At 72.9% G+C, this 25,715-nt stretch carries 20 protein-coding genes; 12 read left to right on the forward strand and 8 right to left on the reverse strand.

Going from position 1 to position 25,715, the window contains the following annotated elements; translation table 11 throughout:
* Window positions 1-90: 90 nt before the first annotated feature.
* On the forward strand, window positions 91-666 hold the full coding sequence (locus CHF16_RS13125) for an antibiotic biosynthesis monooxygenase (RefSeq protein ID WP_089326269.1): 576 nt from the start codon (window positions 91-93) through the stop codon (window positions 664-666).
* Between the two features lie 39 nt (window positions 667-705).
* On the opposite strand, the gene CHF16_RS13130 is transcribed toward CHF16_RS13125, so the two are convergent.
* The 3 genes from CHF16_RS13130 to CHF16_RS13140 form a co-directional block, all read right to left on the reverse strand.
* Window positions 706-2,499 carry a choline/carnitine O-acyltransferase gene (locus tag CHF16_RS13130; RefSeq protein WP_089326270.1) on the reverse strand — a complete coding sequence of 598 codons (1,794 nt, stop codon included), beginning with the start codon at window positions 2,497-2,499 and terminating at the stop codon, window positions 706-708.
* Between the two features lie 111 nt (window positions 2,500-2,610).
* Window positions 2,611-3,432, reverse strand: coding sequence for a methyltransferase type 12 (locus CHF16_RS13135; RefSeq protein ID WP_089326271.1), 822 nt, complete (start codon window positions 3,430-3,432; stop codon window positions 2,611-2,613).
* A 29-nt stretch (window positions 3,433-3,461) separates the two neighbouring features.
* Entirely contained in the window at window positions 3,462-4,298 is an 837-nt protein-coding gene (locus CHF16_RS13140) for a HalD/BesD family halogenase (RefSeq protein ID WP_245868445.1), read from the reverse strand.
* 266 nt (window positions 4,299-4,564) lie between these two features.
* Here CHF16_RS13140 and CHF16_RS13145 point away from each other — a divergent pair, with 266 nt between their 5' ends.
* Window positions 4,565-5,092 carry an MSMEG_6728 family protein gene (locus CHF16_RS13145; RefSeq protein WP_089326273.1) on the forward strand — a complete coding sequence of 176 codons (528 nt, stop codon included), beginning with the start codon at window positions 4,565-4,567 and terminating at the stop codon, window positions 5,090-5,092.
* 47 nt (window positions 5,093-5,139) lie between these two features.
* Window positions 5,140-6,378 (forward strand): PP2C family protein-serine/threonine phosphatase, encoded by a 1,239-nt coding sequence (locus tag CHF16_RS13150; RefSeq protein ID WP_089326274.1) that lies wholly within the window; start codon window positions 5,140-5,142, stop codon window positions 6,376-6,378.
* Here the strand turns inward: CHF16_RS13150 and CHF16_RS13155 are convergent.
* From CHF16_RS13155 to CHF16_RS13170, 4 genes are all read right to left on the reverse strand, one after another.
* Window positions 6,375-7,349 carry an alpha/beta hydrolase gene (locus tag CHF16_RS13155; protein WP_089326347.1) on the reverse strand — a complete coding sequence of 325 codons (975 nt, stop codon included), beginning with the start codon at window positions 7,347-7,349 and terminating at the stop codon, window positions 6,375-6,377. The genes CHF16_RS13150 and CHF16_RS13155 overlap by 4 nt on opposite strands.
* Window positions 7,350-7,702: 353 nt before the next feature.
* A complete protein-coding gene (locus tag CHF16_RS13160) occupies window positions 7,703-9,046 on the reverse strand; it encodes a hypothetical protein (RefSeq protein ID WP_089326275.1) in 1,344 nt (447 codons plus the stop codon).
* The gene (locus CHF16_RS13165; protein WP_089326276.1) at window positions 9,046-9,267 is read right to left on the reverse strand and encodes a hypothetical protein; all 222 of its coding nucleotides are present in this window, start codon (window positions 9,265-9,267) and stop codon (window positions 9,046-9,048) included. Before CHF16_RS13165 ends, CHF16_RS13160 begins: the two co-directional genes overlap by 1 nt.
* 118 nt (window positions 9,268-9,385) lie before the next feature.
* Window positions 9,386-9,622, reverse strand: coding sequence for a hypothetical protein (locus CHF16_RS13170; RefSeq protein WP_089326277.1), 237 nt, complete (start codon window positions 9,620-9,622; stop codon window positions 9,386-9,388).
* A gap of 262 nt (window positions 9,623-9,884) precedes the next feature.
* Here CHF16_RS13170 and CHF16_RS13175 point away from each other — a divergent pair, with 262 nt between their 5' ends.
* The 4 genes from CHF16_RS13175 to CHF16_RS13190 all read left to right on the forward strand — a co-directional run bounded on the left by CHF16_RS13175 (window position 9,885) and on the right by CHF16_RS13190 (window position 14,042).
* Window positions 9,885-10,421, forward strand: a complete 537-nt coding sequence (locus CHF16_RS13175; protein WP_089326278.1) for a ferritin-like domain-containing protein — start codon at window positions 9,885-9,887, stop codon at window positions 10,419-10,421.
* A gap of 34 nt (window positions 10,422-10,455) precedes the next feature.
* Complete coding sequence (locus CHF16_RS13180) at window positions 10,456-11,424, forward strand: TIGR03557 family F420-dependent LLM class oxidoreductase (RefSeq protein ID WP_089326279.1); 969 nt, start codon at window positions 10,456-10,458, stop codon at window positions 11,422-11,424.
* Between the two features lie 91 nt (window positions 11,425-11,515).
* Window positions 11,516-13,234 (forward strand): serine/threonine-protein kinase, encoded by a 1,719-nt coding sequence (locus CHF16_RS13185; RefSeq protein WP_089326280.1) that lies wholly within the window; start codon window positions 11,516-11,518, stop codon window positions 13,232-13,234.
* Between the two features lie 325 nt (window positions 13,235-13,559).
* Window positions 13,560-14,042 (forward strand): hypothetical protein, encoded by a 483-nt coding sequence (locus CHF16_RS13190; protein ID WP_089326281.1) that lies wholly within the window; start codon window positions 13,560-13,562, stop codon window positions 14,040-14,042.
* Between the two features lie 124 nt (window positions 14,043-14,166).
* Here CHF16_RS13190 and CHF16_RS13195 read toward each other — a convergent pair whose 3' ends face one another.
* On the reverse strand, window positions 14,167-16,446 hold the full coding sequence (locus CHF16_RS13195; protein WP_143227960.1) for a PA domain-containing protein: 2,280 nt from the start codon (window positions 16,444-16,446) through the stop codon (window positions 14,167-14,169).
* Window positions 16,447-16,575: 129 nt separating this feature from the next.
* On the opposite strand from CHF16_RS13195, the gene CHF16_RS13200 reads away from it, so the two are divergent.
* From CHF16_RS13200 to CHF16_RS13220, 5 genes are all read left to right on the forward strand, one after another.
* Window positions 16,576-17,535 carry a helix-turn-helix transcriptional regulator gene (locus tag CHF16_RS13200; RefSeq protein WP_179271512.1) on the forward strand — a complete coding sequence of 320 codons (960 nt, stop codon included), beginning with the start codon at window positions 16,576-16,578 and terminating at the stop codon, window positions 17,533-17,535.
* A 123-nt stretch (window positions 17,536-17,658) separates the two neighbouring features.
* A complete protein-coding gene (locus CHF16_RS13205; protein ID WP_179271513.1) occupies window positions 17,659-19,197 on the forward strand; it encodes a TIGR02677 family protein in 1,539 nt (512 codons plus the stop codon).
* Window positions 19,194-20,378: a TIGR02678 family protein gene (locus tag CHF16_RS13210; protein ID WP_089326283.1), complete on the forward strand. Its 1,185-nt coding sequence runs from the start codon at window positions 19,194-19,196 to the stop codon at window positions 20,376-20,378. Before CHF16_RS13205 ends, CHF16_RS13210 begins: the two co-directional genes overlap by 4 nt.
* Entirely contained in the window at window positions 20,375-24,439 is a 4,065-nt protein-coding gene (locus CHF16_RS13215) for a TIGR02680 family protein (protein ID WP_089326284.1), read from the forward strand. Before CHF16_RS13210 ends, CHF16_RS13215 begins: the two co-directional genes overlap by 4 nt.
* A complete protein-coding gene (locus CHF16_RS13220; protein WP_089326285.1) occupies window positions 24,436-25,689 on the forward strand; it encodes a TIGR02679 family protein in 1,254 nt (417 codons plus the stop codon). The genes CHF16_RS13215 and CHF16_RS13220 overlap by 4 nt, the downstream gene beginning before the upstream one ends.
* Window positions 25,690-25,715: the final 26 nt, after the last annotated feature.

Raw genomic sequence — 25,715 nt, forward strand, 5'->3', positions numbered from 1 at the left:
CCGTGCCCGTGCTCGCGGCCACCCGGGTGTGTGCTCGCCGCCACCCGGGGGCGCGGGCATGGACGGGGCGGGACGGGTGAGACCTCCGGTATGGCGAACGCGGAGAGCGAGCCCGTCACGGTCGTGGCCACCTGGGACGTCAAGCCCGGCCGGGAGCGCGACTTCGAGGGATGGGCGCAGGGCCTCCACCGGGTCGCGACCGGGTACCCGGGGCACCTGGGCGCCACCTGGCTGCGCGCGGAGGGCGCACGGCACCGGTACTACACCGTCGTCCACTTCGCCGACCAGGACTCCCTCGACCGGTGGCTGCGGTCGGCGGACCGGGCCGAATGGCTGGACCGGCTCACCGGCATCGCCGAGGAGCACCAGCTCGACACCACCGGGCTGGAGACGTGGTTCAGCGTGCCCGGGGAGGCGGTCCCGGCGCCGTCCAAGGCGAAGATGATCGCCGTGACGTTCTGCGCGGTGTATCCGCTCAGCCTGCTGCTGAACGCGTTCGCCACCCCGCTGACGAAGTCGTGGCCGGTACCGCTCCAGGCGCTCACGTTCCCGGTGATCGTGATCCCGCTGCTCACCGTGGTGATCATGCCCGCGCTCAGCCGGCTGCTGCGGCGCTGGCTGTACCCGCCCGGGCGGAGCCAGCGCCCCGCCCGGGCCGACCGCTGACCGGCCCCGGGCGGGGCCGCCGACGGGCCCGGCCGCCGATCAGGAGAGCAGGTCGCGCAGCTCGCGGACGGCCTCGCGCAGCCGGTCCGCGAACGCGTACATGGCGTCCGCGACGGGCCGCGGCGTGCTCAGGTAGAGGTTGAAGCGGTCCGGCAGCAGGACGTAGGCGACGCCGATGCACTGCTCGCTGGTCGACCCGAACCCGAAGTACCGGATGTTGACCGACGGCGCCGAGCTGGTGCTGAGGTAGTCGTCCCGCATCTTCACCCAGCCCGGCGTGTCGAACAGCGGGAGCGGCCCCGTGACGCCGAGGTCGGCGCCGCGCCGCTTGGCGATCAGCTGCAGCTCCCACAGGTGCTGCTCGGGGGCCTGCCCGGCCTGGCACTCCTTCGCTCGGCGCACGTGCGCCTCGGCGGCCGCGCGGAACGCGTTCCGGCGCTCCTCGGGGCCGGCCGCCGGGTCGTCCATGGCCGCGACGAACCGCAGCGCCTCGGGGGTGACGACCCGCATCGCCTCGGTGCGGCCGTGCCGGTACTGGCGCGTCGCGATCGACTCGTAGGTGGTGCCGGTGAGGCCCTTCGCGCGCTTGTGGGCGAGCTGGTAGGCCATCTGGACGAACGCGTCCGGGGACGTCTTCAGCCGCTTGGCCTCGGTCGAGCCGAAGTCGTCGAACGAGACCGCGGCCGTGGCGGTCGCGGCGGCGTAGGCGGCGAAGGAGGCCGCCGCCTCCTCGATGTCGCGGCGCAGGTCGTCGTCCAGGGCGAACCGGATCGGCTCGATCGCGGGCAGGCCCTGCTCGGCGGCGCCGGACCGGCGGGACAGCTCCTCGGGCGGTGAGCCGAGCAGCTCGTCCACGAAGCTGAGGATCGTGGTGCCGTCCAGGCCGCAGTGCTCGACGTTGATGCCCGCGGTGCCGTCGGCGAACACGACGAAGGACACCGCCTTGTCGAACCAGCGGTTGCCGCTGTCGCCGTGGAGCAGGTGGTCGCAGGCGTCGAGGGTGTCCGCGGGGGCGAAGTCCTCCAGGCAGACGCAGAACAGCGCCGTCTCGACCTCGTCCAGGGCCTTGGCGTTGCCGAGATTCAGCAGCGCGTCGCGGCTCGCCGCCCACTCGGCGCGGGCCTTGGTGGTGAGGTGCCCGGCGGACGGCTCCTCCGCCGCCTCCGCCTTCAGGATCGTGCCGAGCCCGGCCCGCAGCTCGTCGAGGGTGTGCGGGCGGCCGTCCGGGCCGAGGACGTCCATCCGGAACATGGTGCCGCGGAAGAACACCACGATGTGGCGGGCGTCGGACGGGCCCGGCCACGCGTCGGTGTAGGGCGCGCGGACGGTGTCCTGCTCCGCGCCGGGAATGCGGGTCGTGGAGAACAGGAAACGGTTCTGCACCATCGACAGGGGGCGGCCGCGCTGCACGGCCGGCGCGATGCGCTCGTCGTCCAGCCGCAGCTTGTAGTCGAGCGCCCCGGCGATGAGCCCGGCGGCGCGCTCGGCCTGCCCCTCCGGCGACTCCTTGAACAGGAAGAAGAAGTTGGCGTTCAGCGCGATCCGGTCGCGCCGGCCGAGGTAGCGGTACGGCCAGAACGTGTCGAGCCAGCTGTGCACGCCCTCGGCGGCGTCGTAGCGCTCGAGCGCGGCGTGCAGCGTCCGGCCGGGGCCGCCGGGCCGGACGAACGCGGCGAGCGCCGACTCCGTCCGGGCCCGCTCGTCCTCAATCAGCAGCGGCCCGCACCACTCCATGAACCGCTCGCAGGTCGCGTCGAGCGTGGGCAGGGGCACGCGCGGCAGCCCCTCCTCGTTGCCGAAGGTGCGGGCCGAGAGTTCTTCGCTGGCGTTCACTTCGTTCCTCTGCTGTCGGTACCGGAGCTGCTGTGTGTGCGGAAAGCGCTGGGGAGAGCGGCTGTGCGGGGGAGGCCGCCTGCCGGCGCCGGAGCGTCGGCGCCCGGCGTCTCAGCCGCGCGGTCTGGAGACGTAGAGCTGCGCGTAGAACCAGCCGTCGGTCTCCAGCCCGCCCGGGTCGACGCCGACCTCTTCGAGGCGCTCCAGGACCGACGCCCGCTCCTCGGGCGTCGCGAACCGCCGCTGCCGGAACAGGCCGTCGCGGCGGACGGTCTCGTACCCGGCGGCGGCGAGGGTGTCGGCGATCGGGTCGAACGGGAACATGCGCAGGACGAAGTGCGCCATCCACGGCAGCCGCCCCCCGCGGTACTCCCCGGCGGCGGCGACGATCCGCGCGATGGTGCGCTCGGTGACGTAGCCGAGGCAGCCGGTGGAGATGACCAGGTCGGCCGCCGCGAGCCGGGCCCGCTGCCCGCCGGTCGGCTCGGCGTCCTCCAGGTCGGCGTGGACGGCGCCGTCCAGGAATCCGGCGTCCAGCGCGTAGGCGAGGGCGCTGCCGGACGCGTCGAGGCCGAGGAAGCGGACGGCATTCGCCTGTGCACCGGATTCGACCAGCTCCCGGTCGCGGGTCACCAGTGCGGCGCGCGTCCGCCGGTGGGCGTCGCGGCCGCTGTAGCGATCGTACAGCTCGGCCATGGTGGCGCCGTGTTTCACGAGTGCCGCGTTGATTCCGTAGGAGCAGCCGATGTCCAGGACGGTCGGGACCGGGACGCCGCGCGCCTTCCGGTATTCGGCGATGAGCCGCTGGAAATGCGGTTTGGCCAGTTCCGGGATGTTGTAACCGAGATCGCGGAGCGTGCTGAAATAGGCGCGGGGATCGGGCCGCGTGTAGATGTGGTCGAGCGAGATCTTGCCGGTCGTGTCGACGCGCAACGGCGGGCCTCCTAGTCGAGCAGCAGGCGCTAGTCGAGCAGCTGGTCCACCCGGACGGCGCGCCCCTCCGCCGCCAGGTGCTCGGGCAGGACGCGGCCGAAGAGCTGCCTCGTGCGCGCGACGCTGCCGATGACCCCCGGGCGCTCGCTGTAGGCGAAGATCGCCGTATGCCGCGCCGTGTCCCCCCGGACCGTGCTCACCCGGTGCAGCGAGTACCTGCCCTTGAACAGCTGCAGGTCGCCGGGACGCAGCGCCAGCCGGCGGACGAGGCGGCCGCCCCGGCCGGTCAGCACGTCCCGGACGTCGGCGAAGTTCTCCCGCTCCGCCGTCCGGATGTTCGGGCAGTACTCGAAGACGCCCCCTTCCTCGGGCTCCTGCGTCAGCAGGCTGACGGTGAACTCGTTGGTGTCGAAGTGCCAGGGGTGCTCCATCCCGGGCTTGACCACGTTGAGGACCAGCCCCGACAGCGGGTCGGCCAGCTCGTGCACCCGCGGCAGCCCGAAGCAGCTCGCGACGAACCGCTGGAACAGCCCGTTGGTGTAGAGCCGGTGGATGACGGCGCCGGCCGGGACCCGGTCGCGCGCGACGAACGCGTTCCCCCGCTGGACCGTGATGCGGCCGGGGTGGTCGTCGGGCAAAGGCGTGCCGATGTCGATGTTGTAGGCGTTCACCGTTTCGACGTCATAATGCGCCGACGGCGCGATCCGCGCGCATTCATCCCGCAGCACGTCCCGCAATGCGGGGCGAATGAAGTCGGGCAGCACGCAGCACCCGGTTTCCGCCAGTTCGGCGCGCGTGCGGGAAACGGCCTCGGCCCAGCCGGGGCCGTCCGGCTCGGCCAGCGGATAGCGTTCCGTGTCGGCCACCTGTGCGAGAGACTCCGCCGCGCCCATGACGTTCCTTCCGCCTCGCCGAACCCCTGACGGGTTTTAGCACAGTCCTTCCGGGAATTCATGGCCCGCCTTTCCGGAGCGGTTTGTCAGAAAGCGATAAGCCCGGCCCGTGACCTGTGCCTTCGAACGTTCCGCCGCGCCGGCCGCCGCGGCGGCGGGTGTGTCCCATCTCACCCGCCGTGCGCGGCGGCGCCCGCGAGGGTAGGACCGGGGCACGGGGGACTGACAGGGGGACGGACGTGCAGACGTTTCTGCCGTACGCGGACTTCGCCGCCACCGCGCGGGTGCTGGACCGGCGGCGGCTCGGCAAGCAGCGCGTCGAGACGATCCAGGTGCTGCGCGCGCTCACGGTGCCCGGCTACGGCTGGCGCCACCACCCGGCCGCGCTGATGTGGACGGGCTACGAGGAGGCGCTCGTCCGGTACGGCCTGGAGATGTGCGCCCGGTGGTGCGACCTCGGCCACGCCGACACCTGCGCCGCGACGCTCGCGGCCGACCTGTCCGGCGCGCGGGGCGTGCGCGAGCCGCGCGACCAGGAGTTGCTCGCCGCGGCGGGGGAGCTGCCGCCCTGGCTGGGCGATCCGGCGTTCCACCGGAGCCACCGCTCGGCGCTCGTCCGCAAGGACCCGGAGTTCTACGGGCCCGTCTTCCCCGGGGTGCCGGACGACCTGCCCTACGTCTGGCCCGACTCCGACCGGCGCGAGAAGCCGCGTAGGGAACCGCGCGGCGGGGACGGTGGACCCCATGGCGCGCCCGATGGCGGGTAGGTACGCCCGGACCCGTACGGACGAGGGCCGTTGAGGACGGTGAGCGGATGCTGAGGGAACTGGTGGCGGAGAGCCACCTGATGTCCATGGAGCAGCTGCCGGGCGCGGCCGCCCGGCACGCCGCCGACGTCGGCCTGCACGACGTGCTGATCTACGTCGCCGACCTCCAGCAGAACGTCCTGCGGCTGCTGACCGGCAAGGGGCCGGACGCCGGAGCCGACCCCGGGGACGAGCTCCCGGAGATCAAGATCTCCGGCACCATCGCGGGCCGGGCGTACCAGACCGTCGCCCCGGTGGTCGGCCAGACCTTCGACGACGGCACCTGCCAGTACTGGATGCCGATCCTCGACGGCGCGGAGCGGCTCGGGGTGATCAGGGCGACCATCCGGCAGGACGATCCGCAGAGCCGGGACGACGCCGAGTACCTGGCCGGGATGGTCGCGCTGATCATCGTGAGCAAGGGCCCGTACAGCGACTCGTTCTCCCGGCTGGTGCGCACGCGAGAGATGACGGTCTCGGCGGAGATGCAGTGGCGGCTGCTGCCGCCGGTCACCTTCGCCAACGACCAGGTGGTGATCAGCGCGGCGCTGGAGCCCGCCTACCGGCTCGGCGGCGACACCTTCGACTACGCGCTGGCGGGCGAGACCGTCCACCTCGGGGTCTTCGACGCCATGGGCCACGACACCACCGCGGGGCTGACCACCGCCCTCACCGTCGCCGCGTTCCGCAAGCACCGGCTCAGGGGCGCCGACCTCATCGACGTCGGGCGGGGGATCGAGGAGGTGCTGGCCGAGCAGGACAGCAGCGGACGGTTCGTCACGGCCGTGCTGGCCGAGCTCGACCTGCGGACCGGCACGCTCTCCTGGGCGTGCTACGGGCATCCTTCGCCGGTCATCATCCGCAAGGGGCGCTGGGTGACCACGCTCGACTGCGATCCGGGCACCCCGCTCGGCACCGGCCTCGGCGTCGAGCCCGCGGTGTGCACCGAGCAGCTCGAACCGGGCGACCGCCTCCTGCTCTACACCGACGGCATCGTGGAGGCCCGCGACCCGCACAAGCGGGAGTTCGGGCTGGCCCGCTTCGTCGACTTCGTGATCAAGCGGGAGGCCGACGGGCTGGCGGCGCCCGAGACGCTGCGGCGCCTGATCCACAGCATCCTGGCGCACCACGAGGGCCGCCTGGACGACGACGCCACCGTCCTGCTCCTCGAATGGCACGGCTGGAGCGGCCGGGAGGACGCGCTGGAGGCGATCCGGCAGAGCGAGCCCCGGGCCGACCCGGATTAGCCGGCCCCGAGGGCGTCCATCAGCGCCGGGTACGCCTCGTGCAGGTCGCGCTGCCAGTAGGGCCAGTCGTGCTGCCCGTCGAAGAACCGCACGGTCACGGGGATGCCGAGATCGCGCAGCCGGGCCGTGAACGCCTGCGCGTTGCCGTACGCGGCGGCCTCCACCGGATCGGTGAACGGCAGCCCGCCGAGCGGTCCGCGCCTGCCGTTGCCGCTCGCCACCCACAGCCGGACGCCGCGCAGCTCCCCGGCGATGTCCGTGGGGTTGTGCGCGCGCCAGATCGCCGCCTGGTCGTCGGGATCGCCCCAGACGCGCCGCCAGTCGGTGCCGGGGCAGGCGAGCGACGGCCCCCAGCCGGTGGAGTCCTTGCCGGGCTCGTGGTCATGGAGCGTGTCGACGTACCCGCTGAACGACGCGGCGGCCTGGAACATGCCGGGGTGGCGGGCCGCGTACAGCATGGCGCCGAGACCGCCCATGGAATTGCCCGCGACGACCCGCCGCGTCCCGGCGCGGTAATCGCGTTCGAGAATGCGCCGCAGTTCGGTCAGGTGGAACGTCTCCCAGCGCGGCGAGCCGCCGCGCCCGTAGTTCCACCAGTCGGAGTAGTTGCCGCAGCGGCCGCCGTTCGGCATGACGACGATGACGCCGCTCCCGGCGGTGAGCCGGGCGACGTCGGTGTCGCGCGTCCAGGCGGTGTAGTCGTCGACGCCGCCGTGCAGCAGCCACAGCGTCGGCCAGGTGCGGTGGGCGTCCCGCGACCATCCGTGGGGGAGGAGGAGGCGGACCTTCTGCCGGCCGTCCATGGCCGGAGAGTCGATGGTCAGGTCCAGGGTGCGGGACGCGACGGTCTGCTCCGCGACGACCCGCGCGCCGCTCGCGGCGGCGGCCGCGGCGGGGCCCGCGAGCGCGGGGGAGGCGGGTGCGGGGGAGGCGAGTGCGGGGGAGGCGAGTGCGGTGGAACGATCGAGCAAGAGTGCGGGGAGGAGCAGCGCGAAGGCCGCCGGCCATGCGGCGGGGGTGAGGCGGCGAAGCAATGGGGGCCTTCCGGAAACACCGGCGGGATGGGCCGGCCTTGGGGGGAAGGAGAGTGCCGTGATGCGGTCTTTTCTCTCCCTGTGTGCAGGGGGTTCCCGGGCGCCGCCATTGTGAAGCGCCAATCAAATAACTGTATAAAATGCATTTCCGCGACCGATGCGCGGGCGCGGGACCCGGTCCGCCGCTCCAGTCGACGCCTTTCTCCGCGACCTCGGGCGTCTCCGGACACGCGAGCGCCGGACGCCCGCGGTGGGCGTCCGGCGCTCGTCCCTCTGCTTGACCGGTGTGCTCAGGCGCCCGGCATCGCCTGGGCCGGCGGCCCCTGGATGTAGCGGACGGCCCACCGCACCAGCCCGCGGGCCACCCCGAAAAGGATCAGCGCCACACCCGCCAGCGGCAGGATCAGGGTGACGATCTGCAGCCCCGAGGTGACCAGTTCGAGGGCCCCGGCCCCGTGCGCCGCCTCGGCGGCGAGCCGCCGCATCATCATCCAGTCCTTCGCGACGAGCGACGGGATCTGCATGATGATGACGCCGAGCTGGAACAGCAGCGCCGGTATGACCACCAGGACCCACAGCGTGACGAAGATCTGCGGCCAGCGCTTCAGCTCGTTCAGCCGGGCGTCGGGGCGGCGCAGCAGCGTCCGGCGCAGGATCGGCCCGATGTACTTGAACAGGTCGGGGATGCCGACCAGGTCGGACATGATGTAGTACCCGTCGAACCGGAGCGTCGGGAGGAGCTGCTGGAGCATCTCCAGGTTGACGTAGAGCACGGCGACGAGCAGCGGCTCGAATCCCGTCTGCAGGTACGCCAGCGCCAGTCCCACCACGAAGATGGCGTTGAAGTACACCCCGGCGAGATCGGCGCGCAGCCGCCCGGCCCGCCCGAGCCGGTACGACTCGGTGATGTCGGTGTAGAACGCCGGCCACACCAGGTAGATCCCGCAGCCCATGACGCCCGGCCGGACGCCCCCGTACCGGCAGGCGGTGGCGTGCCCCACCTCGTGGAAGGCGCACGAGGCGAGGCCGAGGCCGAGGATGAGCAGGATGCTCATCGGGTTCATGATCGCCGTGCTGATCGCGCCGGCCACCGAGCGGCTGGTGAGCATCCAGCCCTCGCTGACCACGAACGCGGTGAGCATGACGGCGATCGCGACGGGCCGGAACAGCCAGCTGAACAGGCCGCCGACGAACCAGGTGAACGACTCGGGCATGACCGCGACCCGCCACCGCAGCGCGAGCCACGGGTCGGCCTTGACCGGCTCGGGCGCCGTGCCGTCGCTGTAGGTGGTGACGCCGAGCGGCGCGAGCTTGCGGTCGGCGAGGTAGACGACCTGCTCGCCGGTGAGCTGGGCTCCCGCCTGCTCGGTGACGGCCGCGGCCACCCGGTCGAGCGCCCGCTCGACGTCCGAGCCGGCGAGGTCGCGGTGCTCGTGCAGCGCCTTGGCGACGAGGTACAGCAGCGGCGGCAGCCGGACGAGCTGGCCGTCCGGCAGCCGCACGAGCTGGGGCGCCTCCCGGTAGCCGGAGTTCTTGAACTCGCCGACCAGCTCGGCGCCCTCGACGAGGACGGGCAGGGTGAGGGCGGCGGGCGGGCCGCCGCCCGCAACGTCCGGGGTCGCGGGAGAGCCCATCAGTGGTGCTCGACCACGGTGGCCGGGACGCAGGTCAGCGTGGAGTAGGCGGGCTGGGCGAGCAGCCCGGTGCCGAGCAGCCCCGTGGTGCCCGAGGAGTACGTCGCCTGGCAGGCGTACGCGATGACCGTGTCGCCGCCCGAGGACAGCGCGAGCCGGGGCGGCAGGACCTCGCCGCAGAGCCGGTCCAGGTCGGTGTAGGTCAGTTTCTGAGGGTTCATGGCTCCCTTTCGGGATCAGTCCGTTAAGCGCCTGTGCGTCGAAGGAAAGGGGGAAGGGCTGGCGCGCGAACGCCAGCCCTTCCGATGCGGGCCGAGACCCGCGGTGTCAGACCTGAGCTCAGCCGTTGAGCGCGGTGTTGGCCGGGGTGCAGATCTGCGAGTTACCCGCCGGCGACACCTGGAACAGGCTCAGGAGGCCCATCTGCGGCTGGTTCGAGTTGGCGGAGCAGGAGCTCGTGGTCACCGTGTGCCCGTCGCCGTGGCCACCGCCGACGAGAAGGGTGGACAGCACGGCCCGCTCGGGCAGAACCTCGCCGGCCAGCTTGTCCAGCTCGGTGTAGCTGAAGGACTTCATGTGGTTCCTTTTCTTCCTTGTCACGCCCGGATCTCAAGGTGGATACCGGATGTCCCTTCCTCGCCACAGGTTGAGGCGAGGTAGCTCTACGTATATCCCGCGTGACGGTCCGTGGTCAAGCATGCCGTGTCCAGGCGCTTTCCCGCGTCGATTCGCGGGCCGGCGCATGAGCCCGCCCCGCTGGGTAGGAGGGCGCTGGGCGGGAGGGGCTACGCCCGCGGGTGATCAGGAGTGCCCGCACGCGATCAGGAGGAGGACGGGGATGGCCGACAGCAGCTTCAGCATCGACGTGGCGGCGATCAGGGAGCGCGCCCGGCAGAAGATGGCCGACGGGCCCGTGACGGCCGGCTACGGCAGGAGCGCCGAGGAGGTCATCGGGGTCCTCAACGACGTCCTCGCCACCGAGATCGTCTGCTGGATGCGCTACGCGCAGCACGCCATCAGCGCGACCGGGATCGACCGGGCGCAGGTCGCCGCGGAGTTCGAGGAGCACGCCGCGGAGGAGCGCGACCACGCGATGCGCGCCGCGGAGCGCATCAGCCAGCTCGGCGGAGACCCCGACTTCGATCCGGAGACCCTCGCCCGGCGCTCGCACACCACCTACGTGACGTTCGAGGACGGCGACCTGCGCGGCATGCTGCGGGAGAACCTGGTCGCCGAGCGGATCGTCATCGAGTCCTACCAGGAGATCATCCGCTGGCTCGGCGACGGCGACGTCACGACGCGCCGGCTCATGGAGCACATCCTCGCCGAAGAGGAGGAGCACGCCGACGACCTGACGGACCTGCTGGGCACCTGAGGGTTCGGCCGGTGCACGCGGGTATGCGAGCCGCATGGAATTCGGATACTCGCTGCTCTGCGAGCAGACACCGCCCAAGCAGCTCGTCGGCGACGGCGTGGAGGCCGAGGAGGCGGGCTTCGACTACGTCACCATCTCCGATCACTACTTCCCGTGGCTGGAGGACCAGGGGCACTCGGCCTACGCCTGGTCGGTGCTGGGCGCGCTCGCCCACGCGACCCACCGCGTGCCGCTCGTCACGCTGGTGACGTGCCCGACGATGCGCTACCACCCGGCCGTGGTGGCGCAGAAGGCCGCGACGATGGGCGTGCTGTCGGACGGCAGGTTCATCCTGGGCCTCGGCGCGGGGGAGAACCTCAACGAGCACGTCGTCGGGCGCGACTGGCCGCCGGTGGACGTCCGGCACGCGATGTTCGGCGAGGCCGTGGAGATCATCCGGCGGCTGTTCGGCGGCGGCTACGTCAGCTACCGCGGCGAGCACTACCGGGTGGACTCGGCGAAGCTCTACGACCTGCCGGACCGGCCCGTCCCGATCGGGATGGCGGCGTTCGGGCCCCAGGCGGGACGGCTCGCGGCCGAGCACGCGGACATCATGATCTCCGACCAGCCGGTCGGCGACGTCGTCCGGCTCTTCGGCGAGCAGGGCGGCGCGGGCAAGCCGGTCTACGGCATGATCCCGGTCGCGTTCGGCGAGGACCGCGACGAGTGCGAGCGGCGCGCCCACCGGATCTGGCGGTTCTCGGCGCCCTCCTGGAAGGTGATGTCGGAGCTGCCGGGACCGGTGAACTTCGAGGCGGCGACGAAGACCGTCCGGACGGAGGACGTCGTGGCGTCGGTGCCGTGCGGCGACGACGTCGCGGACTACGTCGAGGCGGTGCGGCAGTGGGCCGACGCGGGCTTCACCCACATCTCGTTCTGCCAGTCCGGGCCGGACCACCAGAAGGACTTCCGCACGTGGGCCGAGGCCGACCTGCTGCCCGCGCTGCGCGAGAGCTTCGGGTGACACGCGCCGCTCCTTGATCACCAATGCCGGGAGCTGGGGGCATTGATCCAATAAGGTGGCGTTTTCACCCCCCGCCCCAGGAGTCAAGGCAGTGCCCGAAATCGAACCCCTGACGCCGGACGACCCGGTCGCCGTAGGTCCCTACCCGCTGTCGGGACGGCTGGGCATGGGCGGCCAGGGCATCGTCTACCTCGGGCGGGACGCCGGCGGGGCACCGGTCGCGGTGAAGGTGCTCCGCGCGGAGATGGCCGCCGACGCGCGGGTCCGGGAGCGGTTCACCAAGGAGATCGAGGCGGCCCGCCGCGTCGACCCGTTCTGCATCGCGCAGGTCCTCGACGCGTCCATGGACGACCGGCGGCCCTACATCGTCACCGAGTACGTGGAGGGCCCGTCGCTGCAGCAGGCGGGGCCGCGCGACGGGGCGGCGCTGCGCCGCCTCGCCGTCGCGACCGCGACCGCGCTCGCCGCGATCCACGAGGCCGGCGTCGTGCACCGCGACTTCAAGCCGTCCAACGTCCTGCTCGGCCCGGACGGCCCGCGCGTCATCGACTTCGGCATCGCGCGCAACGTCGAGTCGCCGCTCACCATGACGAGCAGCATCATCGGGACCCCCGCGTACATGGCGCCCGAGCAGTTCGCCGGGGACCCGGCCGGGCCGCCCGCGGACGTGTTCGCCTGGGGCTCGGTCATCGCCTACGCCGCCACCGGGCGGCCGCCGTTCGGCGCGGACAGCTTTCCGGCGATCATGCACCGGGTGCTGCAGGGCGAGCCCGACCTCGGCGACCTGCCGGAACCGCTGCGCGGCACGGTCGCCGCCTGCCTGGTCAAGGACCCGGCCCGGCGCCCGCCGATGCGGGACGTCCTGATGCGGCTGCTGGGCGCCCAGGCCGCGGACATGGGCGGGGCCGCGGGCGGGAACGCGCCCCTCGAGGAGACGGCGGTCGACCCGCCGCGCCCCGAGCCGGTGACCCCGCCGCCCGCCCCGCCCGCGCCCTCCGGGGCGCCCGCACCGTCCGGGACGCCCGGGTCGCCCGCACAGGCCGCACAGCCCGCACAGCCCGCGCCGTCCGCGCGGCCGGTGCCGCCCGCGGCGCCCCTCACGGTCCGCGACCGGCCGCGGCAGAAGCCGAAGCGGCGCCCCGTCGTGCTGATGGCGGCGGGCGGCGGCGCGCTGGCGATCGCGCTCCTGGCGGGCGCCGGACTGTGGGTCTTCTGGCCGGACGCGTCCAGCGCCGCGGGCGGCGGCGACCGGACCGGGCAGGCCGGGGCCGCCCCGCAGCAGAGCGCCTCTCCCGGCGACCCGGACGCCTCCGGTGGCGCGCCCAAGGCGGGCAAGTCGGGCACGCCGTCCCCGTCCACCTCCGCGACCAAGCCGGGGGCGGGGCGCACGGGCGGCGCCTCCAAGTCCGCGAAGCCCGGCACCGGGACGGGCGGCACCGGCGGCGGTGACGACGGCGGCGGCAACGACGGCGGTTCCGGCGGTACGGGCGGCGATTCCGGTGGCGGTGGCGGCGGCGGCCCGACCGCGCGCATCGACTACTTCACCGTGGGCACGGGCGCGTCCTGCGAGCCGGCCGGCCAGTACATCGAGACCAAGTACAAGATCACCGGCAGCGTGAACCCGACGCCGATCAAGTTCAGCATCTACTTCGACGGCCGCCTCGGCAGCGGCCACCCGATCTCCTGGACGGCCGACCCGTCCTTCGCCAGCGGCGGCTCCGGCAAGGAGGACCCGGGCAGCCACACCTACCGGATGGTGCTGATCAGCCCCACCCATCAGGAGGTCTCCCGGACCTTCCGGGTCTGCTGACCTCCGAGGCGTGCCGCCCCCGGGCCGGGAAGCCCTAACGGACGTGCATGACGCCCTGTTGCGGACGCCCTAAGAAAGAGAAGGCAGAAGATCTCAACTCGATCATTGACCGGGCGGGGAATTTTTCTTATCTTCTGCATAGAACGCGTTCTACTTGGAGTCGCCGGTGCCGCGCGACGATGCGAGACGGCGCCCGGCTCCCGGCCCCCGGTTCGGCACCGCGACGCCCCTTGGCCAGGGCGGGGCGGGCGCGCGAGGCGGCGGGCCTCCCACCCCGTATCTCCGGGTGCAGGCGCGACGCCCACCGTTCGAAATGAGGACTCCCTTGTCCCGCATCACGAAGCCGGCCGCGATCGCCTCGATCACGGCCGCGGCCGCCGTCGCCGTCGCCATGACCGCCACCCCCGCGATGGCCTGGACGGCCGGGAACTTCACGGCCACCCTCAACGGGAACATGGTCATCAACGCAGGGATCTCCGCCACCTGCACCAGCTCGACCCTGTCCGGCACGATCGCCTCGGACGGCACCCTGTCCATCACCTCCGCCTCCGTCGGCGGCTGCGGCGTCACGGTGACGCCCCAGAACCTGCCGTGGAGCGGCAAGCTCGACAACGGCGTCGCGACCATCAACGGGTTCGCGATGAGCGCCATCGGCTGCACCTACGGCGGCAACCTGTCCGGCACCTTCAGCGGCTCCGACCTCCCGGTGACCGCCACGTTCGCCAACCAGACCGTCCGCAAGACCGCGGGCTGGCTCTGCCCCGACCCCGCCACGGTGACGGCCAAGTACGACTTCGCCGCCTCCTGACCCCGGCGGTGCGCGGCCGGCCCGACGTCACCGGCCGCGCACCGCGCCGCGCAGCGGCCCCGGCACCCCGCGCCGGGGCCGCTGCGCCGGGCCGCACCCGTCAGCGCACTTGCCGGCGCACCTGTCAGCGGATCTCGTAGGCGCGGAGGATCTCCTGGGTCACCGCGCCGCCCCGCACGTCCTCGGCGCCGACCCGGAGGGAGACCGCCCCCGTGCCGCGCAGCCGCGCGACACCGTCCCGCAGCGGGACGTCCGTCCAGGTCGCCCCGTCGTCGAAGGACGCCTGGAGCGACAGCCGCCGCAGCCGCGCGGCGGAGCCGTCCTGCCGCGCCACGGCCAGCCTCAGCGTCCTAGAACGTGTTCTGTTACGCACATCCAGATCGGCCTCGTACCGCACCTGGAGAAGGGGCAGAACGGTGGTGTCCGAGGTGTGTGCGGAGCGGAACGTCCAGGACGTCCTGGTGCGCGTGGACAGCTTGGCCCATGGGGATTTGTTGGCGAAGTCGTATTCCACACGGAATTCGGCGTCGTCCGGCGTCGTCGTCAGCGTGCCGTTGGCGCGGTTCGGAGTCTGGGCGACCAGTTCTCCATTCCGGTACACGCGGAAATCGGTGGCGAAACCGTCGGCGAATGAACTGGAATAGGCGTCGGAGAAGTTGCGCGCCGCGTCCACCATCCCCACGTGGAGGCGGATCTGGTCACCGGTGCGGGTGACCGGGGCCAGCGCGTTGAGGCCGCCCGCGAGGGGCGCCCTCCCCCAGGAGTGCGCGTCGCGGTCGCGCGGCTCGTACGCGGACCACCTGGTCTCGGCGAGCACCAGGTGCGGCGTCTCCGGCCCGGGGAAGGCGTGGTTGTAGGGCTGCTCCGGAGTGATCGCCATCGCCGACCACTGCGTCTTCGGATCGGCCGAGACGTACTCGGCGCGAGTCCGGGGCGTGCCGGTGACGGGGTTGCTGTAGGCGATCGCGAACTCCTCCCACGGGCGCTTGCCATACCGCGCGAACGTCATGGCCCCGCTGCCGTGGTAGGCGTTGTCGACGCGTGCCAGGTCCCGCGTGCGGACGACATGGTCGAGGTCGCGCGGAATCTGCCCGGTCTCCGGAAGCACTAGGTCGTATTGGTACGGGCTGCCGGCGACGCCCTTGGCCGTCACGGTGGCGTGCCTTTCCCTCAGCAGTGCCAGCCCCTCTTCCCGGGACAGCCGCACCGTCGGGACCCGCAACTGCACCCCGTAGCCGCCGGGCTCGTCGTTCACCCCGGGCTTGTCGTTGTAGACGGCGACCATCCTGGCGCCCGCCTTCGCGGCTCTGTCGGCCTGCTCGGCGACGGGCACGCCGTCCTTGCGCTCGACGAGCGCGAGAGCACCGCGCAGGTCGGCGTTCCGGGCATCGCCGTCCGCGACCCGCATGGCGGCCGTGCCGTCCAGGCGGGGGAACTGGTCGGACGTGTCACTGAAGTAGCCGGGCGGATAGTACGAGGGCTCCAGCGAGCGGCCCCGGAACTTCATGGTGATGTCCGGCGCCTCCAGCCGCCACCGCGTGTACGCCTCGAACGTCCCGGTCCGGACCTTCCGGGTCGGCTGCATGAACACCCGCTGCTCCAGCGTCGCGCCGGTGTTCAGGTAGACGCCCTCGTCCACCGCCGCGCCGCGCGCGGGCCCGCGGGTCCACATCAGGTGGCTGATCGCGCCGAGGTTCGGCCTGGTCGCGTGGTCGGGCGTCCGGACCGTCACCTCGACGGCCTTGCGCGCGTCGAGGACGATCTCGGTGTCGCGGGTGATCTCGATCTCCGGATCGCCCACGAGGCTGTAGTTCAGCGGCTTCTCCGAACCGGTGGCCGGCGCCCACGACGGCATCGTCTTGACGACGCCCATCACGGAGTACGTCCCCGGGCGCAGCCGTATGCAGTTCGAGTCGTTCCAGGACTCGTCGGTGCACGCGCCGGCGGCGGAACCGGGCAGCGGCCGGTGCGCGTTGCCGAGCGAGGCGTCCTCGACGTTCACGAAGCCGACCGTGCCGGGCCCCGGCCGCCCGTCCCGCGCGATGCTCCGCACCCGCACGGTGACCAGGTCCTCCGCCGGCGCCGCCGACGCCGCCGGGGCCGGGCCCCGGCGCTCGTGCAGCGCCGTCACGTTGTAGCGCTCCGGGTCGTCGGTGAGCCGGTCGTCCGGCACGACGTACAGGTCCCCGCCGCTGTGCCGGACCGAGAACGCGGGGGCGCGTCCCGGTGCGGGCGCCACCGTCGCCGCGCCGCCCGCGACGCGCACCGCGTCGCCGGTCGGCAGCGTGACGTCATAGGCTCCGGCGGCGGCGCGCAGCGCGGCCGGCGGCGCGGTCTCCGCCGCCGCCGGCGCCGCGAGCCCGAGGGCGCCGAGCGCCAGGGCCGCCGCGGTCTTCAGCCACATGGCCATCCCTCCCCAAGAAGTGGATCTTGATTGTCGGGCGGCGGCCGGGCCGTGATCCAGGGAGGGCGGTGGCGGCTTCCGCCATGGCGGGAACCCGCCAAACGGCCAGGGAACCCGTACATTTAGGACGTGTCCGATTCGCGGCTGCTGGAGGGCCTCGGCGTGGCCGCCGCCGAGGAGGCGGCCTACCGCGCCCTGCTGCGGGAGGGACCGTCCACCCTCGCCGACCTCGCCGCGCGCCACGGCACGTCGGTCCCGGCCCTGCGCCGCCTCCTGCCCCGCCTGGAGGAGCTCGGCCTCGTGACCCGGCTGGCGGGCCGCCCGCTGCGCCTCCTCGCCACCCCGCCGCACGTCGCGGTGGAGGCCCTCGTCGCGAGCCGCCAGGAGGAGATCGCCCGCAGCCGCGCCGCGATCGGCCCGCTGCTGGCCGAGGCCGCCCCGCACCCGGAGGAACTGGTCGAGGTCGTCAGCGGCCGCACCGCCGTGGCCCGCCGCTACCTGCAGCTCCTGCGCGGCGCCCGGGAGGAGCTGTGCGTCCTCGTCCAGCCGCCGTTCGCCACGGACGCCGCGCTCTCCGGCGCCGAGCAGGAGCGCACGATGCGCCGCGGCATCCGGGTCCGCGGCATCTACGGCGCCGAGGCGCTCGACCAGCCGCACGCCCTGGAGGAGATCCGCCGCGCCGCCGCGTCCGGCGAGGAGGCCCGCCTCGGCGCCGTCCCCATCAAGCTCGCCATCGCCGACGGCCGCACCGCGATGCTCCCGCTGACCTCCGAGCACGCGAGCAGCGTCGACAGCTCCCTCGTCGTCCACCCCTCGGCCCTGCTGGACGCCCTGGTCTCCCTCTTCGAGGCCCTGTGGCGCACCGGCCTCCCGCTCCCCGGCGGCGACGCCCCGGACGACGCCGTCCTCACCCTCCTCGCCGCCGGCCTCACCGAAGAGGCGATCGCCCGCCGCCTCTCCATCAGCACCCGCACCGTCCAACGCCGCGTCCGCGAACTCTGCGACCGCCTGGGCGCTCGCACCCGCTTCCAAGCCGGCGCCCTCTCCACCCGCCACCTGGACGCCCACCCAGGCCCCGGCGATCCGTGAAAGTCACGGCCTTTCCGTCCAGGACGCGCCCCGCCGAGACCCGTCTGCGGGACTGCCCCACCATCGCCAAGTGGTTGCGTAGGCTCGACCCACTGCCGTGAGAGGACGAGGGGGCAAGCGGAAATGGCGTTGCCGCGGGTCCCGGAGGGGATGTTCGCGTTCACCGTCACCGAGCGCGCCGATCTGCATACCGCGGTCATGTACGCGTTCGGGGAGGCGAACGAGCGGCTGGAGACGTCCCTGGCGTTCGACGAGGTGAAGGAGCGGCTGCGAGACGCGGGGTTCTACGCGCCCGTGGACGACGCATCGCTGACCCGCGCACTGGAGCAGCTCGTCAAATGGCAGTTGCTCGACGTCGTGCAGAACCATGCGGGCAGCTACGCCACGGCCGAGGAGTACGAACGCAAGAACCTCCAGTACTCGCTGACCCAGCGGGGTGAGGCCGCGTTCGCCGGCGTACAGCACGCGCTGGCCGTGCTCAGCTCGTCGGGCGCGTTGCAGACGGCCGTGCTGGACGCGATCGCCGACCGGCTCGGAGAGTTGGGCGAGTTGCTCAAGGACGACGACCCGGCCCTCAACCGGCGCATCTTCACCACCCTCCAGGAGCTGGAGGGCCATCTCGACGCGCTGCGGAACAACACCAAGTCGTTCAATGGCGAATTGCAGCGGCTGATGCGGGCGGAAGGCGCCGATCTAGAGACGTTCAATGACGTCAAGAGCGCGACGGTCGCCTATCTCCAGGAGTTCGTCACCAACCTGGACGTGCGCGCCGACGCGATACAGGCCACCCTTGGTGAAGTCGAGGAGCGGGGTGTCAGCGTCCTGCACAGCCGGGCACTGGACGGGGCGGAACTGCCCCCGGTCCAAGGCGCCGACCCCGCGATCGCCTGGCTTGCCGCGCGGCAGGCGAAATGGGAAGGGCTGCGTCTGTGGTTCCGGCCCGCGGAGGGGACGCCGCGCGTCCGGCAACTGCACGACGTGGCGCGCAGGGCGATCGTGTCCCTGCTCCAGGTGCTCGACCGGATCATCGAGTCGCGGCGCCGCTCGTCCAGCGCGGCGGCCGACTTCCGGACGCTCGCACGCTGGTTCGCCAACGCGCCGAGCGAGGACGACGCCCACCGCCTGTGGGGGACGGCGTTCGGGCTGGCGTCCGCACGGCACGCGCACTTGGCCCACGCGGACGCCGAACCCATCCCCACGGCGGCGAGCTGGGCCGAGACCCCGCCGGTGGAGGTGTCCGCGCTGCTGCGCACGAGCGGCCGCACGGAACGCGTGGGACGGACGGCCAAGGTGCGCGACGTCCGCGCCCTGCGCGCGGAGCGGCGCGAACGCGCGAGGCGCGAGCGGGCGGAGCTGGAGGCGGCCTGGCAATGGCTCGCCACCGACGGCCCGGTACGGCTCTCGTCGTTCCGGCGCGTCGAGCACGACACGCTGCGGCGGCTGCTGGACCTGATCGGCCGGGCGCTCGCCGCGCGGCCCGGCGGCGACGGGATGCGGCGCGCCGGCACGTCCGACGGCCGGATCGAGGTGCGGCTCTGGCCGCCGGCCGACGGCCGCCCCGCCGAGCTGCGCACGCCGCGCGGTGTGTTCCGCGGCCCCGACTACCTGGTCGACATCCGCTTCACGGCCGCGGGCCCGGCGCGGAAGGCGTCCGGCGCGTGAGCACTCTGGCCAACCAGCTCGTCCGGGAGGAGAAGGAGGAGCTGGCGCGTGCGATCCGGCTCCTGCTGGGACGGCCCCTGGTCTCCCTGCACACCGACCCGGACGGGTTCGACCTGGTCCGGCGGCGCCATGCCGCCCTCACCCGGTGGTTCGACTACTACTGCGGCTGGCGGCTGTTCATCGAGCCGCGGCTCGGCTACGCGCGACTGGTCAAGGTGCGAGGGGCCGCCGACCCGTCGCGTCCGGCCAGACGCCGCCGGTCGACGCGGACGCCGTTCGACCGGCGCAGGTACACGCTGCTGTGCCTGGTCGCGGCCGAGGCGCTCGCCGCGCCGGTGACGACGATCGGGATGCTCGCGCAGCGGGTCGTGCAGGCGGCGGGCGCCGACGAGCAGATCCCGTCCTTCGACCCGGTGCGCGGCGAGGAGCGGGCCGCGTTCGTGGACGCGCTGAAGCTGCTGGAGCACTACGGCGCGGTCACGGCCGTCGACGGGGCGACGGACGCCTTCCTCGACAATGCCGAGGCCAAGGTGCTGTACCGGGTGGACACGACCCGCACGATGCGGCTCCTGTCCGCTCCGGTCGCTCCTTCGCGGCTCACCGGCACTGGCTGGCCAAACCTGGACGAACTGGCCGCCGAGCGCCGGTACGGGGCGGACGAGCCCACGGAGACGCAGAAGAACCTGTGGGCCAGGCACTCCCTGCTGCGCAGGCTCCTGGACGACCCGGTCGTCTACCGGACGGACCTGTCCCCGGCCGAGATCGCCTACGCGGGTTCCCTGACCGGGCGGCAGATCCTCCGCCGCGCGGCGGAGGAGGCCGGGCTGGAGTTCGAGGAGCGCGCCGAAGGCTACCTGCTGGTCGACACCGACGCCCTCGCCACCGACTCCAAGTTCCCCGATGACGGGAGCCACGCGAAGGTAGCGGCGCTGTTGCTGCTCGACCGCCTGGTGAGGGACGGGGAGTCGTCCCGCGCGGTGCTCACGGAGGAGGTCGCGCGGCTCCTGGAGCGGCGTCCGCGCTGGGCGATGGCCTACCAGTCCGAAGGGGGCGCGGCGCGGCTCGTCGACGACGCGCTGTCCGTCCTGTACGGGTTCGGCCTGGCCAGGCCGCAGGGCGGCCTCGTGCGGGCGCTGCCCGCGGCTCACCGTTACAGCGTCACCAAAGAGGAGCCTCCGTGACCGTCACCGAACTCGTTCCGGCGGAGAAGGAGGAGGCGGCGACGCGGTGGCGACCCACCCGGGCGGGCATCCTCAACATCTGGCGCTACTACGACGAGATCCTCGAATTCCATAAGGGACGGCTGCTGCTGCGCGGCCCTAACGGCAGCGGGAAGAGCAAGGCCCTGGAACTGCTCCTGCCCTACCTACTGGACGCCAGCCTCAAGCCGAGCCGCCTGTCGACATTCGGCGGCAGCGAACGGACCATGCACTGGAACCTGATGGGTGACGGCCACAGCGGCAAGACCCGCGTCGGCTATGTGTGGCTCGAATTCGCGCATGGGCCGCGCTGGTTCACGTGCGGGGCGCGCCTCCAGGCCACCGCCAACACCAAGAACGTCACGGTCGCCTACTTCAGCACCACGCAGCGCGTCGGCGTCCCCGGCGGGCTCAGTCTCACCGGCGACGGCGGCCAGCCCCTCACTCGCGCGCATCTCGCCGAAGCCATCGGGACGCACGGCCAGGTGCACGAGTCGGCGGAGGCGTACCGCACAGCCGTCCGGCGGACGCTCTACGGCGGGCTCACCGAGCAGCGCTACGACTCGCTGCTCACCGCGCTGCGGCAGCTCCGCACCCCGAAGTTGTCGGAACGGCTCGACCCAGGGCTGCTCTCCGACCTACTGTCCAGCGCGCTCCCGCCGCTCGGCGAGGGCGAGATCCACGAGATCGCGGAAGGCTTTGAGCGGCTGGACCGGCAGCGCGAGGAACTGCGGCGGCTGGACCAGCACGTCAAGGAGGCCGGCCGCCTCGCCGCCCGGCAGCGCACCTACGCCCAGCGCGTCCTGCGCGCGGCCGCGGCCCGGCTCATCTCGGCCACCAGCACCATGGACGGCCTCACCGGCAAGGCCCGCACCGGCCGGGAGGAGCACGAGAAGGCGTCGCGGGAACGCGACGAGACCGCTCGGCGGCTGGCGGAGTACGAGGCGCGGGGACGTGCGCTCGCCGCCCGCATCGACGGCCTCAAGGAGAGCGACGCCTACCGCGCGGGTCACGAGCTGGCCAATCTCCAGGAACGGGTGCGCTCCGCCACCAGGGCGGCGGAGCAGGCGCGGCGTACCGCGGACAAGCACGCGGCGGACGCCCTGCGGCGTGGAGAGGAGGCCGAACGCGCGCGTGCGGACGCGGCGACGCAGCGCTCCCTCACCGGCCGGGCGGAGGACGACACGCGAAGGGCGGCCGACCGCGCCGGCCTCGCCGCCGTCCACGACGAGGCCGCTCCGGCGGCCGCGGAGGCCACGGCGGACGGCGTCCAGCGCGCACGCGGACTGCTTCGCGCGGCCGTGCGGAGCCGCGAGGAGCAGATCGCCGCGCTGCGCGCGGCGATCCAGCGGCATCGCATGGCCGTGGAACGCCGGGATGACGCGCTGTCCGAGCGCGACGGGTGCCGAGAGCGACTGGACGAGGCCGCCGCGCTCCGCGAGGAGGCCCGCAACCGGTACGAGCGTGAACGCGACCGGTTGGCGGAGGCGCTCGACGGCTGGGCGCGCGGCTGCGTCCAACTCGCGACGCTCGACGCCGAGGCGCTGGTACGGGCGGTGGAGGATGAGCGCGAATGCGACGAGCTGGTGTTCGCCGCGCGCGCGGACGCCGTCGACCGGTGCGCCGCCGAGGAGGCCGGGTGGCGCTCCCGTCGCGACGCGGTGCGGGAGAAGCTGGCGGCCAAGAGGAAGCAGCGCGGGGACCTTGCCGCTCGGCCGGCTGTCGAGCCGGACGCTCCTGAGACGCGCCCCGCCGACCGGTCTGGACGGCCGGGCGGTCCGCTCTGGCGCCTGGTCGCCTTCGCCCCGTCGGTCCCGCCCGAGGCGCAGGCCGGCATCGAGGCCGCGCTCCAGGCCGCCGGGCTCCTGGACGCCTGGGTGCTGCCCGACGGCGGCCTCCTCCAGGGCGAGCACGACGCGTTCACCACGGCGCTCCTCGCCCGCCCCGCCCCCGGAACCAGCCTCGCCTCCGTCCTGGTCGCCGAGCCCGGCGGCCAGGTGCCGGCCGAGGTGCTGCATGCCGTCCTGTCGGGCATCGCCTGCGCACCGAACGCCCTGGAGACCGACCACCCCGCCGTGGCGGGGACGGACGGGTCCTGGCGGCTGGGCACCCTCACCGGCCGCTGGACCAAGACCGAGCCCGCCTTCATCGGCGCCACCGCCCGGGAACGCGAACGGCGCCGCCGCATCGCCGAACTCGACGCGGAGATCGGTGTCCTGGAGGCGGAGGAGGCGGCATGCGACGGGGGACTCGGGAAGGTCGCCGCCGCCCGTGCCACCCTCGAGACCGAGTTGGGTGACCGCCCTCCGCATCGGCCGCTCAGCGCCGCGTCCAGTGCTTTGGACGCCGCAGAGCGCTCGTTCGCGCAGCGCGGCGACGAACTGGAGCGCGCCGAGGAACGGTTGCGCGCACGCGAGTCGGAGGTATCCGCCGCGCTGCGCGCGCTGACCGCACTCGGCGCCGAGAACGGCCTGCCCGTCGGTGAGTCCGCACTGGACGCCCTGGCCGTGGCGGTCCGCGACTTCCGGGACAACGGGCACGTGTGGCTCCAGCATTGCGAGGCGCTCCGAACTGCCGAAGCCCGCGCCGCCGAAGCGTCGCGGACGGCCGGCGACTACGCGGCGACCGCGGCCGAGTCCGCGGACCGCGCTCGGGACGCCGCCGAGGAGGCCGCCGAGGTGAGCGAGAAGCTCGCGGCCATCGACGCCTCGATCGGTGTCGAGCACCGGCAGGTGCTGGAGAACCTGCGGGAGGCCAGGATCGAGCTCGGCGAATGCGAAACCCGGTGCGGGACGCTTCGCCGCGCCCTGCTCGAACTGGAGAAGCGCCTCGGCCGCCTGGAGGAGGCCGTCGGCGTCGCGGAGAGGGCTCGGGACGACGCGGTCGCCGTCCGGGACCAGGCCGCGGCGCGGTTCCGGCATCTGGTCACCGGCCACCTGGCCGACGACGCCGCGCTCGCCGTGCGGCTCGACCCGGACGGGGGCGTGAAGGCCACCCTGGAAGGCGCCCGCTCGGTCGCCGCCTCGCTCCCGGCCCGGACGCCGTACGAGCCCAAGAACGTCAGGGACGCCGAGCACCAGTTGTCCGAGGCGATGCATCACGCGCGTGACGTCCTCGCCGACCAGGCGGATCTGGAACTCACCCCGGACGAGGACGTCCAAGTGCTCACCGCGACCATGAACGGCGTGCGCGTCGGCGCTGCGGAGCTGAGCGCCGCGCTGCGCGCGGAACGCGACCGGCGGCGCGAAGACATCACCGACAGGGAACGCGACCTGTTCGACCGGACGCTCGCCGGCGACACGCGCAGGCACCTCGCCGACCGGATCCGGCAGGCGACCGAACTCGTGGACGGCATGAACCGCCGCCTGGAGCGGGTGCGGACGGCCTCGCGGGTCGCGGTGCGGCTGGTCTGGCAGGTCGATCCGCAGCAGAGCGCCGGGATTCGCGCGGCGCGCGACCTACTGCTCCGCGACCCCGCGCGGCTGAGCGGCGCCGACCGGGAGGCGCTCTACCGGTTCTTCCGCGACCGCGTGGAGGAGGCACGGGCCGCGAACACCGCGGCGAGCTGGGAGGAGCAACTCATGGAGGTCCTGGACTACACCGCCTGGCACCGCTTCACCGTCCGGCTCGAACGCGGAGACGGCAAGGGCTGGCAGGATCTCACCCGCAGACTGCACGGTGCGCTGTCGGGCGGGGAGAAGGCGATCGCGCTGCACCTGCCCCTGTTCGCCGCCGTCGCCGCGCACTACCAGACCGACCCCGGCTGTCCGCGCTTCATCCTCCTCGACGAGGTGTTCGTCGGCGTCGACGCCGCCAACCGAGGCCAGGTCTTCGAGCTCCTGGTGGACCTGGAGCTCGACATGGTGCTCACCTCGGACCACGAGTGGTGCGACTACCAGGAGCTGGACGGTATCGCCATCCACCAGCTCATCACCGGCGCGGACGGTGACGGTGACAACGCCGTCACGACCGCGCGGTTCATCTGGGACGGCCATCGCACCGAGGCCGTCGAGGATGCCGTCGAGCAGGGCATCGCGGAATGACCGCCCCTGACCGGCTGCGCGCCGCCGACCTCCGGCCGTTGTGGACGGAGCTGCACCGGCGGTTCTCCACGGGGGCGGCGGTCACCCGCGTCACGGTCAGGAACCTGGACGAGGGGCAGCGCGCTGCCCTGGCGGACCTGCTGGGCATGGACCGTTACCCCGGCTCCACGGTCACCGTCGCCGTTGAGCGCCTGGACAAGATCTTCATCGAGCTCACCGGTTCGGACACCAGGGCGATCACCGAGTCCCTCCTCGGGCCGATCGGTGACCAGGCGCGCGAGCGGAGAGAGCGGCAACGCGAGAGAAGCGCCCTCTGGGAGTGGTTGGCAAGCCATCCCGTGGTCCGCGGAGAACCCGAGCTGGGCCGGTGGGGCGACGACGTCCGCCGGCAGGGGCTCGTCATGGGGTCCGTGCCGGCCACACGCAGCCTTCTGGAGCGGGTGTTGAAGGTGCTCGCCGCACTGCCGTCGGACGGCAGGCCCTTGCAAGCCTTCGCTACCGACCTTTTCGGCGACTCGCACGCGCTGGACGACGGCGGGCGCCTGTCCGGGCTCGTCCTGCGCGCCCAGGCGATCCGGTACGGGATCGAGCCGCCTGTGGACGCGTCCGAGCGCAGGGGTTTGTGGGAGCGTTCCGGAGTGGCGTGCGACACGTTGTCCACAACCGCCCTCGTCGCGGGACTGAGGCCGGGCGGCGACGACGTCCTCGCCCGGACGCTCCGGATGTGGTCGGACGTGGGCCAGGCCACCGTGGTGACCCTGGAACAGCTACGCGGCTCGCCCGCTCTGCGCCTTGACTCGCCAGAAGCACTTGACTCGCCAGAAGTATGGGTGACTGAGAATCCGACCATCCTCGCCCTGGCCATCGGGCGGTTCGGCGCCGGTTGCCCGCCACTGGTGTGCTCGTCGGGCTGGCCGAACAGCGCCGTCATCCGGCTGCTGCGAGCGCTCGGCGAGTCCGGCGCGGTCCTGCGGTACCACGGCGACTTCGACGGCGAGGGCCTGCGGATCGCGGCGCACGTGATGGCCAAGACCGGGGCAGTGCCCTGGCGCATGTCGTCGGCGGACTACCTCGCCGCTGTGGATTCGGCGGAGGACGGCGATCTTCCCGAACCCGGCCGAGTCGGCGAGAGTCCGTGGGACCCGAAGTTGGCGGTGGCCATCGCGGAACGCGGCGTGGCGGTCCTGGAGGAGAAATTCGCCGAGGTGTTGCTGGGGGACATTTCCAGGGCGATAACTACGTGTACCTGACCGACTACGCGGCGGGGTGGTTGGGA

This window comes from Actinomadura meyerae (assembly GCF_900188445.1).
In the GTDB taxonomy this organism is placed as follows: Bacteria; Actinomycetota; Actinomycetes; order Streptosporangiales; family Streptosporangiaceae; genus Spirillospora; species Spirillospora meyerae.